The organism is Saprospira sp. CCB-QB6, assembly GCF_028464065.1.
GTDB lineage: Bacteria > Bacteroidota > Bacteroidia > Chitinophagales > Saprospiraceae > Saprospira.
Map to the genome: position 1 here is coordinate 84454 of NZ_CP116808.1, position 16246 is coordinate 100699.

A 16246-nucleotide genomic window follows, 5' to 3' on the forward strand; every position below is an offset into this window, starting at 1 on the left:
CTATTCGGTTTTGAGCTGTTACAACACCCATTAAAACAACAATTATGTTTACTGGAATTATAGAAGATGCGGGCCAAATTATTGGCCTAGAAAAAGAAGGCAGCAACCTTCATCTAAAGCTAGCCTCTAGCCTAGCCCCTGAGCTAAAAATTGATCAGAGCTTGGCCCATAATGGCGTTTGTTTGACCGTAGTGGCCTGCAATCAGGAGAACTATACCGTTACGGCCATTGAAGAGACCTTAATTCGGACCAATTTGGGCCAACTCCAAGTTGGCGATATTGTCAATCTAGAACGCGCTATGCCTTATAATGGCCGCCTAGATGGCCATATTGTCCAAGGGCATGTAGACAAAACGGGCCAATGTCTCTCTATTGAAGAAGTAGACGGTAGCTGGTATTTCCGCTTTAGCTATGAAATTGCTCCCGAGCATCTTTTGGTCGATAAAGGCTCTATTTGCATCAATGGCGTAAGCTTGACCGTTGTCAACCCCAGCCAAAATGAATTTTCGGTCGCTATCATTCCCTACACCTACGAACACACCAGCTTCAAGCAACTAAAAGTAGGCGATACGGTCAATCTAGAGTTTGATATTTTAGGAAAATACGTGGCCCGATATGCCGCCGTTTACCAAAATGCCTAGGGCCTGATCTATCTAGCTCAAAAAAGGAGGAAAGCCAGTGCTTTCCTCCTTTTTTTTGTCCCTATATAGGGTTTTATAGATAAATCAAAGGCCCAACTTCTTTGTAATCCTTTTAAAAAAGCTCATTTTTGGGATTCATCAACTAGGAATACAAATTATGTCTGTACATCAGCCAATCAAGAAAGTAACCACCCATGTTTTGCACAGTATGAAACAGCGTGGCGAGAAGATTTCCATGCTTACCGCCTATGATTTTTCTATGGCTCGCATCCTCGATGAAGCTGGAATTGATGTTCTACTGGTCGGAGATAGCGCCGCTAACGTAATGGCGGGCTATGAAACCACCCTCCCCATTACACTCGACCAGATTATCTATCATGCACAATCTGTTGTGCGTGGCGTAGACCGCGCTTTTGTGGTCGTTGACCTTCCTTTTGGTTGCTATCAAGGCGATTCTAAGGCGGCCCTCAACTCAACAATCCGTATTATGAAAGAAACTGGCGGACATGCTGTAAAACTAGAAGGCGGTAGCGAAATTGCCGATTCTATCAGCCGCATTTTGTCTGCTGGCGTTCCTGTTATGGGCCATTTGGGCCTCACTCCTCAGTCTATTTATAAGTTTGGAACTTATAGCGTGCGCGCCAAAAAAGAAGCTGAAGCCAAAAAGCTACTAGAAGATGCCAAATTACTAGAAGAGTTGGGCTGTTTTGCTATTGTACTGGAAAAAATTCCCGCAAAACTTGCCAAAGAAGTGGCCGAATCAGTTAGCATTCCCATTATCGGCATTGGCGCTGGCCCGCATGTAGACGGACAGGTGCTGGTGGTGCACGATATGCTGGGCATGACCAAAGATTTTCATCCCCGCTTTTTGCGCCGCTACCTCAATATGTATGAAATGATGAAGGAAGCCACCCAACGCTATATCAAGGATGTCAAAACGCAAGACTTCCCCAACGAGAAAGAACAATACTAAGTATTTTTTGGGGCTGCCCCTCGCCTATCGGCTCGGGTCGGGCTGTATCGCAGCTCGCTACTCGCTCGGCCCTGCGGCGGCTTCGCCGCCTGGGTCTGGCCTACGGCCACTGCTATCTATCCCTCAGCCTGCGGCCCTTCGGGCCTGCAAAACGCCAAAATTGAATTTTTTCATCTAAAGTTATCATGGAAAAAAAATCTCTTGCTCGGATTATCCGCATTAGTTTATTGATTGTTTTTTTGGGAGCCGCTGCTGCGCTTGGCGGAGCCTATTATTACTATCAAATTATTTTTGGTCCATCTTTTCCCAAAGAAAAGGAACAAATTACGCTTTATCTCAAAGAGGCCCCTAGCCTCACTAGCCTAGCCGACAGTCTAAGCGAAAAGGGCTGGCTCAAAGATAAAAGCAACTTTATTTGGGTAGGTGAAAAGATGAAATTCAAGGGGGCCGCAGGCCGCTACATCTTAGAGGATACGCTAAAAAGTTATTACGAACTCTTTGCTCGTTTGCGAAAAGGACAATCGCCAATTCGCTTTACCTTTAATAATTTGCGTTTGCCTCAACAGCTGGCTGGCGTTTTGGGCCAAGAGTTAGCTTATGATTCTTTGGCCTACTGGGAAGCCATGCAAAAAGCTGATTTCATGGCGCAAAATCAGCTTAACCCACAAACGCTAATGACCCTCTTTATTCCCAATACTTATGAATTGTACTGGAATATTTCGCCAGAGGAATTCATGCAGCGAATGAAAAAAGAGCACGATAAATTTTGGTCCAGCAAAAACCGCCTGGCCCTAGCTGATAGTTTGGGGCTTAGCCCAGCCGAAGTCTATACCTTAGCCTCTATTGTTGATGCCGAAAGTAATTATGGACCAGAAAAGGCTCGAATTGCGGGTGTTTATCTCAATAGATTGCAAAGCAAAAGCTGGAAGCTAGAAGCAGATCCCACAGTTGTCTTTGCCCAAGGCGATTTTTCTATTCGCCGAGTGACCAGAGATATGCTTGCCACAGATTCGCCCTATAATACCTATATGTATGCGGGCTTGCCTCCAGGGCCCATTCGCATGGCTTCTCGCCAAGCGATTGATGCGGTCTTACAAGCCGAAAAACACAATTACTGGTTTTTCTGTGCCAAGCCGCCAGAAGAAGGACAGCCAGCCCAACATGCTTTTGCTCGAAACTCGGCAGAGCATGGTAGAAATGCCCGAAGCTATCAACGTTGGTTAAACCAACAAAAAATTTATCGATAAACAAGACTAACGCGGCAATAGGAGAAGAACTCCTGTTGCCGCTTTTTAATAAAATGACATAGCTAAATAGCACAAACAGGAACTTTAAAAAGCTTAACTACTTGTCTACTAGTATAATCAGGAATAGATTTAGTCTAAAAACTGTTAAAATCTGAAAAAAAACTAGCCATAGTTTGCATATTAAAATCTGATCCGTACATTTGTATTGTCTTTGTGTTTATTTGTTTGGGTTTTTAGGGGAGGCTGTTCCGAATAGGAACAGCCTCTTTTTTTGTGCCTAATAAAAAGGTTTGATTTTAGCCCCTTTTCCTGTATATTTAGGGCAGGAATTTAAAGATGAAATTCCGAGCCAAAATACCTAATAGTTAAGAGCCTATGTTGAAAATTAGTAAAATCAAGCCCGAGGATTTAAAGACCCTCACCTTTAACGATTATAAAAAGGTAGTGCGTCTCCTTTTTAATGGCTTAAAGAAATTGCACAAGGGGCCAGAGCAGCCCGTAGAATTTGTGGTATTGACCAACTTTGAGTTTGCCGACAAAAAGGGGAAAAAGACCATGATTATTTTGCCCGGTAAACAAACGCCTGAGTGGAAGAAAGAAATTAAAGCTCGTCTCAAAGAAAATAAAAAAGATGTCTTGGTAGGCCATTGTTTTGTAAGTGAAACTGATGGTCAGGAAGAGATCAATGTAATGCCCAAACAGGGGATGGCCAAAGTGGCGCAGATCCAAAAAATGGGTAAGCAGATGTTCAATATGGCTAAATTGGGCTTTAAGCTAGCTGCTGGTGCGGCAGAAGCCTCTAATGCGGCCTCTGCTTCTGTAGACTTAGCCGCTATGGAAGAGCAACAAGCCGCTAAGGAGCAAACAGAAGACAATGCACAAGCAGGTAAAAAAGAAGCGCTTAAAGAAGAGCTTAAAACCTTAGTAGATAGCTCTAAAGAAATTAAAGCAGATTTTGACAAAGTCAAGGAACTAGCTGCTCGTCTCAAGAAAGGAGAAAGTCAGCAAACTGATTTGAGTTTTACAAAAGAGGTTATTGAGAAAGTTAATCAATTTGTCAATGCCTTCCACAACAGCAAAAAGCCTATTCAGGAGCGTTTGCAGGGCCATAAAGACATGATTGCGGCCCAGTTGCCCAAGCTAGAGAAATTAGCCGAGCGTCTAGGCAGTCAATCTTCTGGCGCCAATGCAGCAGATGCTACAGCTAACCTCAGTTTAGAAGAGTTGAAAGCAGGCATGGAAGCTGCCCAAAAAGCGGTAGACCAACTGAAAAAAGAGTTGGACCTAGATGCAATTTTGGCGAGTCTCTAAGTAGCGCTTAGGATTATTGAAAGGGCAGAAAAACAATTGTTTTTCTGCCCTTTTTTTGTCTACCTCTCCCCCTTCGAGACTGTTTAAGCCCTTTCCTGCGCCTAGGGACAAGCCCCTAGGCTAGCTTTTTCAGACAGCCCTCTAAAGAGGGCCTTTGGATAAGGACCTGCTCTGCAATAACCTGTATATCAGCCTTTGAGGCCCTTTAGGGCTGACTCCATTTGATTAGCCTAGGGGCTTGTCCCTAGGCGATTATTGGCTGAATTCTGCTTTTGAGCACTAGGCTAAAGGCCCAAATTTTATTCGGATACATAAAATCCTGAAGCGCTGGCCGCTTCGCCTTCTGCTATCTGTTGCTGCAGCTTGAAACCTATAGCAACAATGGGATTATCTATGAATGAGGGTTAAAACCCTCGTGAATTGGCTGCCGAAGAAGAACGCCCAAAGAAAAAAGACCGTTGAGCGGCCTAGCGATGTGCAGGGGTGGCCGAGGGCCAGACCGAGCTTTTGAGCAAAGCGAAAAAGCGAAGGGCCGAGCGAGCAGCGAGCCCCGAAACGTAGCGCCGCAAGGCGAAGCCGCAGCGGAGGCCCCAAAACAACAATAAAAAAAGGGTCGAACTAGACAGTTTGCTAGTTCAACCCTTTCTTATGGGGTTATTGCATTTCAATATGCACGACCACCTGAGCATGATCTGACTGCCAATTGGGAATGCGTTCCTCCGAGATAGTTTCGTCCAGTAAATGGTCATTAAAGGTGCGGACCATAGTCACTCGGCCAATGTGATTGGGATTCTCTCGGACCAGCTCCTGGCTGACCATAATATGGTCTAGCGCCTCATGATGTCCATTATGCAAATGCGTATAATAGGTATCGGTATAAGAATTTCGGGCCTGAATATCCTTGGCATGATAGAGCAAAACATCCCAGATTTTGCGCTTCTTGTGCATAGGCAGGTAGCGGAAAGGGGCCTCGCCAGAAATAATTCGGGTAGTGACCGAAGTATGTGTATCGTTTAGATCGCCAATTACCACCACAGGCGAATCGCGATTTTCCAAGACCTCCATCAAAACGGCCCGTACCGCTGCCGACTCTGCTGCCCGCAAAAGCAAGGCTCTGGCTTGGCCTTTGGCCTGTGCCAAGGGATCATCTCGATCCTCTCCATCTTCTAGCATGGGGCGTTTTGACTTGAGGTGGGCCACCACTACATGAAAATCTTGGCCATCATCGTACTCAATTTGGCATTTGAGCAAAGGGCGAGAAAACTCCTTGAAGGGAATCAGCAGCCCATCGACCTCCAACTGCTCGGGAAACTCTCGGATCACTTCGTAATCCTTAATTGGATAGCGGCTAGCGATAGCCACAGCGGGAGAGCCCCCTTTTCGATCACTCATGACAATGTGATAATCTCGATAATAGGGATTCGAGCGAATCACGGTCTTTAGCGCCTCCTCCGAGAACACCTCTTGAAAGCCAATGATGTCGGCCTTCATGCTATTGAGCTGATGGCTAATCCAAGCTTGCTTTTTCTCAAACTCTTCATAGGTATAGCTACGATTATAATAGGGCCGCTCGGGCAATTGTAGGTTAAGCAGATTAAAACTGCCGATTTTTAGTTCTTTACTCATGGTGATATTTTGAAGGGCAGACTAGGCCCATTTATAAACATATAAGCGATAACTAAGGTAAGTAAAAATTGGCAACAAAGGCAAGGGGTAAGCCTGCCAAGCTATTAACCAATTGAGCAAAGCTAGAGCATAGCTTAGGAGTAGTATCGCATGAAGGGCGGCAAAAAATTTATTCGTCTTGACTTTCTGGAGACCAAAAAGCAAGGGTAAATAGACCGGCGATAGCCACAAAATATTGAGATTCCATTGGGTGGCCGCATGATCGGTTCCCCACCACATAAAGCAAAGGAAGGCACCGGCCAAGCCCACCACAGCCAACAGCAAGCGATCGGCAACATAGGCATATTGGGGACGAATAATGGATAGCGCAAAGCAGAAAGCCGCCAAAAGGCTAAAGAGCAAAAGCGGGTAATGGTCCTTAATGCCTGGCTGATGTGCTGCTGGCCAAGGCAACAACTCTTTTTTCTCGCCTAGAAAGGGACCTACTGGCGTTTGACTATTCGTAAGATGTTGGGCCAGATAATCGGGCAAAAACATTTGTTCGCTAACGGAGGGACATTTATCTGCGCCTCTGCCCAAGATAACCTTAATGCCCAAATCTAACCAAGGAGAGGGAGCCGTATAGTCCGCCAAATAGCTTCGGAAAGAGCGGCTGCTATCGGCCTGAGGCAAGATAAACTCTTCGGCATAAAGGAGCTGGCCCAAGTCGCGGATTTGGGTAGCGCAATTATCATAAAAGAAATCATACATATAATAGCGGTCTGGAGAATTGAAGCGCGCTTCTAGAGCATCAAATAAGGCCTGCTTCTTCTCAGCCGAAAGTAAAATTTCTTGTTCGTAGGCTCCTCTATTTTCATAGACATAGGTCTGCATAAATGGACCAAAATGCGCACGGCTGAGAGCATACTCCAACTTTCCCCGAATAAATTTTAGCGTAAAATTGGGCGTATTAAAATCAAAAGTGCCATAATTATACACTAGCTCAATCCCTTGATCGGGATCGCTAAGGTGCAGGGCCGAATGCCCAAACAGGCTATAGACCTCTGTTCCAGGCGAGCAGGTGATTAGGCTAAATTTGGCTGATTCTGAAAGGGGGCGAGCCGCAAAACTCAGGCTCGAAAACAGACAGAAAAAAAGAAGCAAAAAAAATATGCGCATAAGAAATCTTATTTATTTGGGGAGAAAATCTTGTCCGATGCTCCAGCCACCCGTCCAAGCTGCCTGAAAATTAAAGCCTCCCGTAATTGCATCAATATTGAGCAATTCACCAGCGATATAAAGGCCCTTAAAGTCCTTGGCTTCAAAGGTTTTAAAATTTATTTGGTCGAGATCGACGCCTCCGGCAGTTACAAACTCATCTTTGAAGGTCGATTTACCCGCTACTTTTATTTCGCAGGCCGTCAGTTCTTCTTCTAAGCCCAAGAGTTCTTTTTTCGACAAGTTGGCCCAGCTTTTATCTTCCTTAATCCCTGCCGCATAGAGCAAGCGCCGCCAAAGACGGTTGGGAATTTCGCTAAAAGGGCTCGTTTTGCTCAATTGTTTTTTGGCCCAATCCTTTTTGAGCAATTGCAATTCTTCGGCTAGGGTTTGGCGCTCCCAGCCCAGCCAATTCACACGCAAACTAAAGCGGTAATCTATATCAAACAATTTTCTTGCGCCCCAAGCCGAGAGGCGAAGAATGCCAGGGCCACTCAAGCCCCAATGTGTAATCAAGAGCGGACCACGAGCCTTCAGATTCTTTTGGCCCAATACTTCTACCTCGGCTTGAGGAACCGATAGGCCCGGCAAGCCCTTGAGGCGAAAATCTTTGGAATTAAAGGTAAACAGAGAGGGCACCGCCGGAACGATATTCAGTCCCATTTCGGCCAAAATCGCCCAAATTGGGGCGCTGCTGCCTGCGGCCAAGACCAATTTATCGGCTTTGTATTCGGCCCCGCCTTTGGTCGCTAAAAAATATCCGCCTTCTTCCAAAGGCTTAATTTGGCTTACTCGCTGCTGCAAATGCAGTTGCACCCCTGCCGCCTCAGCGGCCTGCATCAGGCAATCTACAATAGATTGTGAGCTATTAGATTGGGGAAAAACCCGACCATCATTTTCAATTTTTAGCGGCACGCCACGCTTTTCAAACCAATCCATCGTATCACCACAAGCAAAGCGATGAAAAGGACCGAGCAAAGCTTTTTCGCCTCTAGGATAATGCTTCACCAACTCCTTGGGCGTCCAGCAAGCATGCGTCAAATTACAACGCCCACCCCCAGAAATCTTTACTTTTTGCAAAAAACGCTGCCCTGCTTCCAGAATATGCACTTCCGCCGAGGGGCAGTTTTCTGCAATCTGTATGGCCGAAAAAAAACCGGCAGCCCCGCCGCCAACTATATATACTTTCATTTTGTCATTTTGGCCAAAAATACAAGCTTCCCAAAGATTGCCCTAAGATTAAGGCTTTTTTTACTGTTTTTTTGGGGCCTCCGCCTCGCTTCGCTCGTCGGCGCTACGCTTTGGGGCTCGCTATTCGCTCGGCCCTTCGGGCTCCACTTTGTTCCGCCCTTGGTCTGGCCTTCGGCCACCCCGCCGCATCGCTAGGCCATAAAAACTGGCCTTTGGCCAGCGGGCGGCTCGCTTCGCTCGCAAAAGAGTCGATAAAAAAGGGCAGTTCTGCCAACTAATTAGCCAATTCCTATTATTTAATGCTTTCTTAAGTCCAACTAGATGTCGGTACATTTGTTTTCTAAGCCTGAACTTAGTTTTTTTGTGCTATCCAAAGGCTGAAAATTAGCCTATTTAGTCATTACGAATTCATTTAACGTGAAAGTATATTTAACTGCGGCGCTTGTATTTATAAGTGCTTGGAGCTTACAGGCTCAAGAAGTATTAACCTTAGAAGAAGCCATTGAAAAAGCTTTATCGCAAAATTATACCGCTAAAATTGCGGCCACCAACAAAAAAATTGCGGAAGTTCAGAATCACTGGGGAGAGGCGGGCCGTTACCCTCAAATTACGGCGACGGTAAGCAATGCCAACAGTTACAGCAATGTGCAAAACCCCACCTCTTTCCTTAATGGTGCCCAATTGTTGGGGACCGGGGGAACAGCTGCTGTTGATTTGCAGTGGGCACTCTATCAGGGCGGGCGCATTCGTCTGACTAAAGACCGTTTGGGTTTGCAAGAAGAATTGGCTAATTCGGAGGCCAATCGCAGTTTAGAGACCATTAGCCAAACTGTGGCCAAGGCTTATTTCAATGCGCAGATTCAGCAAGAGCGGCTCAAATCGCAGCAAGAACTCTTGGCCCTTTCTCAGGACAAGATTGCTTATATAGAGGCTCGTAGGGCCTATGGACAAGCAACAGAGTTTGACCTCCTCCAAATTAGAGATGCTTACCTCAATGACTCTATTCAGTGGATGCTTCAGCGCACCACTTTTGAAAATGCACAGCAAAACTTGGCCTTGGCCATGGGGCAAGATTGGGCTTCGGCCAAAGAGATTGTACTCCCAAGAGAGTTGAGCTATGAGCTCCCGCGCTATAACTTTGACTCTTTATTAGAGGTGGCCCTTCAAAACAATCGGGAGATTGCGAGTGAGCGCATTCGCCAACAAACTGCAGATATTGACATTGCCATTCAGGAAGCGGCCCTTTTGCCTACGGTGAGTTTGGGAGCTAATATTAGTGAGCAGCTTAATATTAGTCAAATCAACCGAGCTCAAGTAAGTGGTGATTGGCAAGGAGGAACAACACTCTCTGGCGCACTCAATATCAACCTGAGTTATAATATCTATAATGGCGGGAAGCAAAGACGAGCTATTGAAATTGCCAAACTCAATCAAGAAATTAGTCAATTGACTATTCTCAATCTAGAGCAGCAATTGGGACAAAATTTAAATACGGTTTTGGCCCTTTATGAAAACCAGCGACAAACCTATGCCCTTAGCCAGCAACTATTAGCCAACTCTAGTCGAAACCTAGAAATTGCGAGTGAGCGCTTCAAAGCCAACACCCTCAACTTTTTTGACTACCGGACCATTCAGATTAACTATATCAATGCGTATAATAATGTGCAAAATGCCTTCTTAAGCGCTAAACAAACAGAATTTGATCTATTGCTCCTTTCTGGTCAGCTTTTGCGCTAAAACAGTAAACTAACAGACGTAAAGAAAAAGCAGGATTCTAAAGGAAGAATCCTGCTTTTCTATTTTAAGCGAGCACAAGAATGTTAAAACCCATTAAATTTGCGAATTAGTCACAACTAACAGTTGATTTTTAATTAAATTCAAAATAACTTCTTTTAAAACTCTTTTTTTCTACATAGATGGATTTAGCAGAAATATTTTCATCCAAAATGCTAATTACTATTTTTAGGCGAAAGTTGAGAAATCGGGTTTAGAATTGTAGATTTTTTATAATACCTTTGTAGTGTTGAGCAACATAAAAGCTTGACGATCACCAAAAATCAAGTCAAATTCTAATCCTATGAACGATCTATTTAAAAAGGCCATGCAAGCGGGTCTTGGTTTAGCGGTTGTTACCACTGAGAAGGTCAAAGACATTGTTGACGACCTTGTAGAAAAAGGGAAACAATACCAAGAAGAGCAAGAGGTACAGGCCAAAGAAGCCCCTGCGGCTCCCCAAGAAGGCGAAAGCGAACCAGTAGAAGGCGAAGCGGTAGCGGATGAGGCTCAGCCGGAGCAGCCCCACAATCGTCTAGAAGAACTAGAGGGCCGTCTACGCAAGCTTGTAGAAAACGCCATTGAGCGCTTCAACTTCATCAAGGGAGATGAGCATGAGCGCATTGAAAAACGCATTGAGCGCTTGGAAGAGCGTCTTAGCGAACTAGTAAAAGCCAATACAGAATTGGCGGAAGAAAGCGAGAGCAGCGAGCGAGTATAAAAACAGCTGCAAAGCACTTTTTTAAAGTGCATCACCAAAAATCAGTGGGCCAGCTTCGGTTGGCCCTTTTTTGTTTAATATTAGAGTTTATTTGTTATGATGGAGAAGATTGTCCGCAAAACCTTATACACAGCGGTAGGGATTGTGGCTAGCACGACGGAGCGTTTGCAAAATGTGGTTGACGAGCTAGTCTCTAAAGGAAAATTATCGGAAGAAGAGGGCAAAAAAGTGGTGGAGGATGTGGTAAAAAACACAGAATACAGCCGAGAGAACTACGAAGGAAGATTTAGAAATATGATTGATGGCGTTTTGGCCAAGCTCAATTTGCCACAGGGCGATGCTTATGAAAAGCTAGAGCGTCGAGTCAAGTCCTTAGAAGTAAAATTGGGGCTATTGGCCAAAGAGCTAGAGGCCCAGCGCAAAGCGGCTAAAGCCAAAACAGAAGAAGACAAAGAGCAGTAGTCTAGCTACTCAACTATAAAATAGGGGCTATCGGAAAAATCCGATAGCCCCTTTGTTTTAAAATTCTGTTTGGCCATTATTAGGCAGATTGAGTTGCATATTTTGTGGATATCGAATTTTAATGCGAATATCTTCTTCCACAAGGCTGTTGTTCAATAAAACTTGTTTGTCAATCTTGGGCATATAGAGTATTTCACCCTTCATCTGCCAATCGTAACGACCTAAAACCAATAATTTCTTGAGTACATTTCCGTGCTCCTCTCCTACTTTTACGTAAGTATATAAGCGGATGTAATCTTCGCGCCAAGGTTCTGCTTCAATCTCATGGTCTGTTTGTACCGTAAGTTGGTCTGGCGACTCAATAAAAGTTTGTACTATGGTTCGCTCGTTTTGTCCAATTAGATATATAGGAAAAAGAAGCGAAATAAAGTATATAATGAAGCTTTTCATAATCGGGGAAATTTTGGAATTAAAAAATGGGGTTTGTGACAGATTAACTATCTATTATTAAAACGCAACTTATTGCAAATAGGTTACTCTTTAGGCTAAATTTAAATAATAAATATTTTTTGTCTTTCTCCAGTTTGCAGACTGAGTAGCTTTGGCCCAGCGCTGCGCAGCGGTGGCCGCAGGCCAGACCAAGGGCAAACGAAGTGCAGCCCGCAGGGCCGAGCAGACCTGCGAGCCGCGAAGCATAGCGGCGGCCGACCTAGCCGAAGGCTAGCCGGCCGCGGGCCCCAAAAAAGGAAGAATGCTTTTGTTTTTTTAGAAACTTGGGCTGATAGAAATATCGAGTCGTTCGCCCAATCCTCTTGTGGTATAAGGCACAAGCAATAGGCTATCGGTCTCTTGGTTGGCCCAATTAAAGTAGAGTTGTAGGTGGCAGTCCGTTTCGATTTGGATCCAGATAGATTGTTTATCTCCTGCGGCCAGGTTTTTTAGTTGATTGTGGCTACAGCCTTCAAGCTGTATATTTTGGAGCTCGGCCATACCATTATTGAGCAGGACCAGATGAATATAGTCTGTTCTGTGCAGCGCCCAACTACCGTAGAGCAAGAGAGGGAGCAGGTGTAAAATGCCAAGGCAATAGCTCCAATTGGCTTGTCCTGCGCTTAAATTTTCGCGTTTGCGCTGCAAAAAGGCCCAGAGCGCAAGCGGCAATTGGAAGAGAAGAAAGAGGAGGATACCTAAAAGTTGTAGGCTAAAGAGCTCGCCCTTCCATTGCTCCAAATAATCCCAACAAAAGTAAAAGGATAGCCCCAAGCTAAAAAGTGGAAAAAGGAGGAAGAATCTAAAAAGCATAACGAAAGGCTTGTTAAGTTTAGATTAAATCTATAAAGCTAGATATAATTGAAAAGGGCGATAGATAGGGCATTTGTAGTTTAGCTAAAGTTTAAGTCTACAAAAAGCGCGGCTGCTAGGCAAGCGCGGGCTTTTCCCCCTAGTAGTTTTTTGTAAATTTAGCTAAGGTCAAGCAGAATCAGGGCCCTAAGAAACGCTTTTTTTAACATTTTTTTTCATTCCGTTAAGATGCGAGCACTTTTCAGTTTTCTACTTTGTTGCAGTCTACTTTCGGCCCTACAGGCTCAAGAATTTGGCTTTGTTAAAGAAAAGGAGCAAACTGCCGATGAGTTTCAGACTTTTGAGTCCTTGATGATTGCCCTCAAGCAGGCCGATCAGGTAAAGAAGTTGGACCTTTATTATAAGTTGGATTACAGCCAGCTGCCTCAGGCGATTGCCGAACTACAAGAGTTGCGCATTCTATATTTGGGGCATAATAATTTGGAGCATCTACCGCCTACCTTTAGGCAGCTACAGAAGTTAGAGGAATTAGATTTGGGGCAAAACCCGGCTCTTTCTATCCAAGAGATTTGGCCAGAGGTTCGCGAGCTCAAGAATTTGCGCAAATTGTTTATTCATCGCATTCAGATTGATCAACTGCCGCAAGATTTTGGCCAGCTCCAAGAACTCGAATGGCTGAGTTTGGAGGGCAATCATCGAATTGCAGTAGAAAGTCTTTCGGCCTTAGACCAATGCAAGCAGCTCAAAACGCTCAATCTTGCTTGGTGCAATTTGGAAGCCTTGCCCAGTAACTTGGCCAACTTTCAACAGCTCGAAGAGCTCTATCTCAATGAAAACCAACTGACGAGCATTCCTGAAGGACTTTTGGCCCTCAAACAACTCAAGGTCCTTGACCTTAGTGATAATGAGCTAAGCCAAAGTGATCTAGAAGCGCTCAAAACGGCCCTTCCCCAAACCAAAATATACTTCTAATTGCCAATCCATCTCTTCTACTTAGAGGCGGTAGGCTAAAGGGCTTATCGCCTTTTTGCTTGCCCGAAAATAGCATCTGCAAAACCGATATGATTAAAACAGCTTACCACTACAACGATTTGATGATCGTCCCTGCTTTGGAGGCCCAATTAAATAGCCGTACAGACTGCATTCCACATTATGCGTCTGGACAATCGCCATTTTTTGCCGCCCCCATGTCTACTGTGGTTGCTGAGCACAATTATCAGTTTTTCTTAGAACAAGGCCTGCAGGTCTGTTTTCCTCGTTACCAAAATCTCCCCTCCAATTTCTTCGAGCTACAAGAACAGTATAATGGGCAACTTTTCCTTTCTATGGGACTGGAAGAGTTTAATAAGGAGTTTTTGGTCTTGGGCAAAAAGCTCAACCGACAGCATGCTATTCTTATCGATACCGCCAACGGCCACCTCCAACGGGTCTATGAACTTTGTCTGGCTGCCAAAAAGGAATATGGCCAGCAAATGCTGCTCATTGCTGGAAATATCGGCCATCCACGCACTTTTGAACGTCTAGCGGAAACAGGGGTAGATTATCTTCGCTTGGGCATTGGCGGGGGCCGAAATTGCACCACCAGCAGCTTTACCGGCGTTCACTACCCTCTCGCTTCCCTCATTATGGAAAGCCGAGCCCTAGCCAACCAACTGCCCCAGGCGCCCAAAATTATCGCCGATGGAGGCATCGCTTCCTATGCCAATGCCATTATGGCCCTAGCCTGCGGAGCCGATTATGTCATGATGGGTAGCCTAATCAACCAATCGCTAGAATCGGCTGGCCAAGCCTATTTATTTAACCAAATCCCCCTGCCCAGCCAGCTAGCCAAATTAGCCTTTCGCCTTGGACTTCCCCTCAAAAAAGAATATAAAGCGCTACATAGCAAGCCCGCTTATGCCCAACAGGGACTAATTGGCCGACGAGCCGTAGAAGGCCGTCGCAGCCTACAAAAGGTCCAATATAGCCTACCCGATTTCCTCTTCAATTTGCGCAGCTACCTGCAATCTGCCATGAGCTATACAGGCAAACTCCAACTAGAAGATTTTATTGGACAAGTAGAACTCATTACCGATAGAGGATGATGTTTTGGGGCCTCCGCAGCAAAGCTGCGGCGCTACGCTTTGGGGCTCGCAATTCTGCTCGGCCCTGCGGCGCCTTCGGCTCCTTGGTCTGGCCTTCGGCCACCCCGCCGCATCGCTAGGCCTGCGGGCCTTCGGCCCTGTCTCCTCCAAAAATAGTTTGGTCCAAAGAGACGCGAGGGCCCAAAAAGTCAGAAAAAAAACAAAAAAGCTACTATTGCCGAAATATAAGTTTAACTTAGCCCATCAGCGAACAACTGTTCGTAGCTAAGCAATTGATTGCCAAACAATCAACTAAACAACACCATCAACACCCTATTTTGGGACAATAAAAGCTAGTTTATTCATGAATTATTCAGAAGAATCGCTGAAACTTCACAGCTTACTGAAAGGAAAAATTGGCATCCGCAATCAAATGGATGTGCGCACCAGTGAGCACCTTTCTTTGGTCTACTCTCCAGGAGTAGCTGCCCCTTGTATTGAAATCGCCAAAGATCCCGAGAAAGTTTGGGAATATACCTTAAAGAGTAATACTGTAGCCATCGTTTCTGATGGATCTGCTGTTTTGGGCCTAGGAAATATTGGCGCAGAAGCCTCTATTCCCGTAATGGAAGGTAAGGCCATGTTGTTCCGCCAATTTGGCCATATCAACGCCTTTCCCATTTGCTTGAACACTCAAAATGTAGATGAAATCGTAGAGACGGTTCGTCGCATTGCTCCTGTCTTTGGTGGCATCAACCTAGAAGATATTGCCGCTCCTCGGAGTTTTGAGGTGGAAGAGCGCCTACAAGATTTGGGCATTCCCGTTTTCCATGATGACCAACACGGTACTGCAATTGTGGTCCTTGGCGCCTTAATCAATGCTGCCAAATTGGTGGACAAACCTCTAGAAGAGCTTTCTGTAGTCATCAATGGCGCAGGGGCTGCTGGAGTAGCTATTGCTCGTCTTTTGCGTTGTATCGACAATGAGAACAACACCGCTTGTATTCCTGTTAAAGAAATTATTCTTTGCGATAGTAAGGGAATTATCAGTAGAGATCGTAAAGATCTCAACAGCTCTAAGCAAGCTACTTTGGGCTATACCAACCCCAAACACAAATCGGGTTCAATCAAAGATGCTATTGTAGGAGCTGATGTATTTATTGGCGTAAGTGTAGGAAATATTCTTACAGCTGATGACATCCGTACCATGGCTAAGGATCCTATCATTTTTGCCTTGGCCAACCCGACTCCCGAAATTATGCCCGAAGAGGCTTATAAGGGAGGAGCTGCTGTAGTGGGAACAGGTCGCTCAGATCTTCCCAACCAAGTGAATAATGTATTGGGCTTCCCTGGCATTTTCCGTGGTGCCCTAGATGCACGCGCCAAAGTAATTTCGCCTAAAATGAAATTGGCCGCCGCTTATGCTATTGCCGATTGTGTGCATCCACCCACTCGCGATATGATCATTCCTCCAGCACTTAATGAGGTAGTTGCCTACAAGGTAGCCAAAGCCGTTAAGGAGGCTGCCTTGGCAGAAATGGGATTACCTGATCCCATGACTGGATATAATGGCTAGTTTCTTGGCCGCTTTATCTATGGAGAAAGACCCAATTGCTCAGGCAATTGGGTCTTTTTTGCTTAAAGCTCTCCTAAAAAAAAGAAAAAGTGACCCTCTTGCCCAGAATCACTTTTATAATTTTGCCTTTATTTCAGAAATAGTACGAACAGTTTGCTGTAAT

The 16246-nt window shown here is 45.2% G+C and carries 15 protein-coding genes; 10 read left to right on the plus strand and 5 right to left on the minus strand.

Features of this window, described 5'->3' with window-relative positions; all coding sequences use genetic code 11:
- The first annotated feature begins 44 nt into the window (after positions 1 to 44).
- The 4 genes from PPO43_RS00350 (at position 45) to PPO43_RS00365 (ending at position 4172) form a co-directional block, all read left to right on the plus strand.
- On the plus strand, positions 45 to 641 hold the full coding sequence (locus PPO43_RS00350) for a riboflavin synthase (RefSeq protein ID WP_272619767.1): 597 nt from the start codon (positions 45 to 47) through the stop codon (positions 639 to 641).
- 157 nt (positions 642 to 798) lie between these two features.
- Positions 799 to 1614 (plus strand): 3-methyl-2-oxobutanoate hydroxymethyltransferase, encoded by an 816-nt coding sequence (gene panB / locus PPO43_RS00355; protein ID WP_272619768.1) that lies wholly within the window; start codon positions 799 to 801, stop codon positions 1612 to 1614.
- A gap of 185 nt (positions 1615 to 1799) precedes the next feature.
- Complete coding sequence (gene mltG / locus PPO43_RS00360) at positions 1800 to 2861, plus strand: endolytic transglycosylase MltG (RefSeq protein WP_272619770.1); 1062 nt, start codon at positions 1800 to 1802, stop codon at positions 2859 to 2861.
- 375 nt (positions 2862 to 3236) lie between these two features.
- On the plus strand, positions 3237 to 4172 hold the full coding sequence (locus PPO43_RS00365) for a hypothetical protein (RefSeq protein WP_272619772.1): 936 nt from the start codon (positions 3237 to 3239) through the stop codon (positions 4170 to 4172).
- 654 nt (positions 4173 to 4826) lie between these two features.
- Here the strand turns inward: PPO43_RS00365 and PPO43_RS00370 are convergent.
- Genes PPO43_RS00370 through PPO43_RS00380 form a run of 3 tightly spaced genes read right to left on the minus strand, consistent with a single transcriptional unit; the run spans position 4827 to position 8186 of the window.
- Positions 4827 to 5798 (minus strand): endonuclease/exonuclease/phosphatase family protein, encoded by a 972-nt coding sequence (locus tag PPO43_RS00370; protein WP_272619774.1) that lies wholly within the window; start codon positions 5796 to 5798, stop codon positions 4827 to 4829.
- Between the two features lie 21 nt (positions 5799 to 5819).
- Positions 5820 to 6956 (minus strand): lipoprotein N-acyltransferase Lnb domain-containing protein, encoded by a 1137-nt coding sequence (locus PPO43_RS00375; protein ID WP_272619776.1) that lies wholly within the window; start codon positions 6954 to 6956, stop codon positions 5820 to 5822.
- A 12-nt stretch (positions 6957 to 6968) separates the two neighbouring features.
- Positions 6969 to 8186 carry an NAD(P)/FAD-dependent oxidoreductase gene (locus PPO43_RS00380; RefSeq protein ID WP_272619778.1) on the minus strand — a complete coding sequence of 406 codons (1218 nt, stop codon included), beginning with the start codon at positions 8184 to 8186 and terminating at the stop codon, positions 6969 to 6971.
- A gap of 417 nt (positions 8187 to 8603) precedes the next feature.
- On the opposite strand from PPO43_RS00380, the gene PPO43_RS00385 reads away from it, so the two are divergent.
- The 3 genes from PPO43_RS00385 to PPO43_RS00395 all read left to right on the plus strand — a co-directional run bounded on the left by PPO43_RS00385 (position 8604) and on the right by PPO43_RS00395 (position 11142).
- On the plus strand, positions 8604 to 9923 hold the full coding sequence (locus PPO43_RS00385) for a TolC family protein (RefSeq protein ID WP_272619780.1): 1320 nt from the start codon (positions 8604 to 8606) through the stop codon (positions 9921 to 9923).
- 340 nt (positions 9924 to 10263) lie between these two features.
- Complete coding sequence (locus tag PPO43_RS00390; protein WP_272619782.1) at positions 10264 to 10680, plus strand: phasin family protein; 417 nt, start codon at positions 10264 to 10266, stop codon at positions 10678 to 10680.
- 96 nt (positions 10681 to 10776) lie between these two features.
- On the plus strand, positions 10777 to 11142 hold the full coding sequence (locus tag PPO43_RS00395) for a phasin family protein (protein WP_050981184.1): 366 nt from the start codon (positions 10777 to 10779) through the stop codon (positions 11140 to 11142).
- Positions 11143 to 11199: 57 nt separating this feature from the next.
- Here PPO43_RS00395 and PPO43_RS00400 read toward each other — a convergent pair whose 3' ends face one another.
- Both PPO43_RS00400 and PPO43_RS00405 read right to left on the minus strand, forming a co-directional pair.
- Complete coding sequence (locus PPO43_RS00400) at positions 11200 to 11592, minus strand: hypothetical protein (protein ID WP_272619786.1); 393 nt, start codon at positions 11590 to 11592, stop codon at positions 11200 to 11202.
- Between the two features lie 315 nt (positions 11593 to 11907).
- Complete coding sequence (locus PPO43_RS00405) at positions 11908 to 12444, minus strand: hypothetical protein (protein ID WP_272619788.1); 537 nt, start codon at positions 12442 to 12444, stop codon at positions 11908 to 11910.
- A gap of 228 nt (positions 12445 to 12672) precedes the next feature.
- On the opposite strand from PPO43_RS00405, the gene PPO43_RS00410 reads away from it, so the two are divergent.
- The 3 genes from PPO43_RS00410 (at position 12673) to PPO43_RS00420 (ending at position 16083) form a co-directional block, all read left to right on the plus strand.
- On the plus strand, positions 12673 to 13416 hold the full coding sequence (locus PPO43_RS00410; RefSeq protein ID WP_272619789.1) for a leucine-rich repeat domain-containing protein: 744 nt from the start codon (positions 12673 to 12675) through the stop codon (positions 13414 to 13416).
- An 89-nt stretch (positions 13417 to 13505) separates the two neighbouring features.
- Positions 13506 to 14528 (plus strand): IMP dehydrogenase, encoded by a 1023-nt coding sequence (locus PPO43_RS00415; protein ID WP_272619791.1) that lies wholly within the window; start codon positions 13506 to 13508, stop codon positions 14526 to 14528.
- A gap of 343 nt (positions 14529 to 14871) precedes the next feature.
- A complete protein-coding gene (locus PPO43_RS00420; protein ID WP_272619793.1) occupies positions 14872 to 16083 on the plus strand; it encodes an NAD(P)-dependent malic enzyme in 1212 nt (403 codons plus the stop codon).
- The last annotated feature ends 163 nt before the right edge of the window (positions 16084 to 16246 follow it).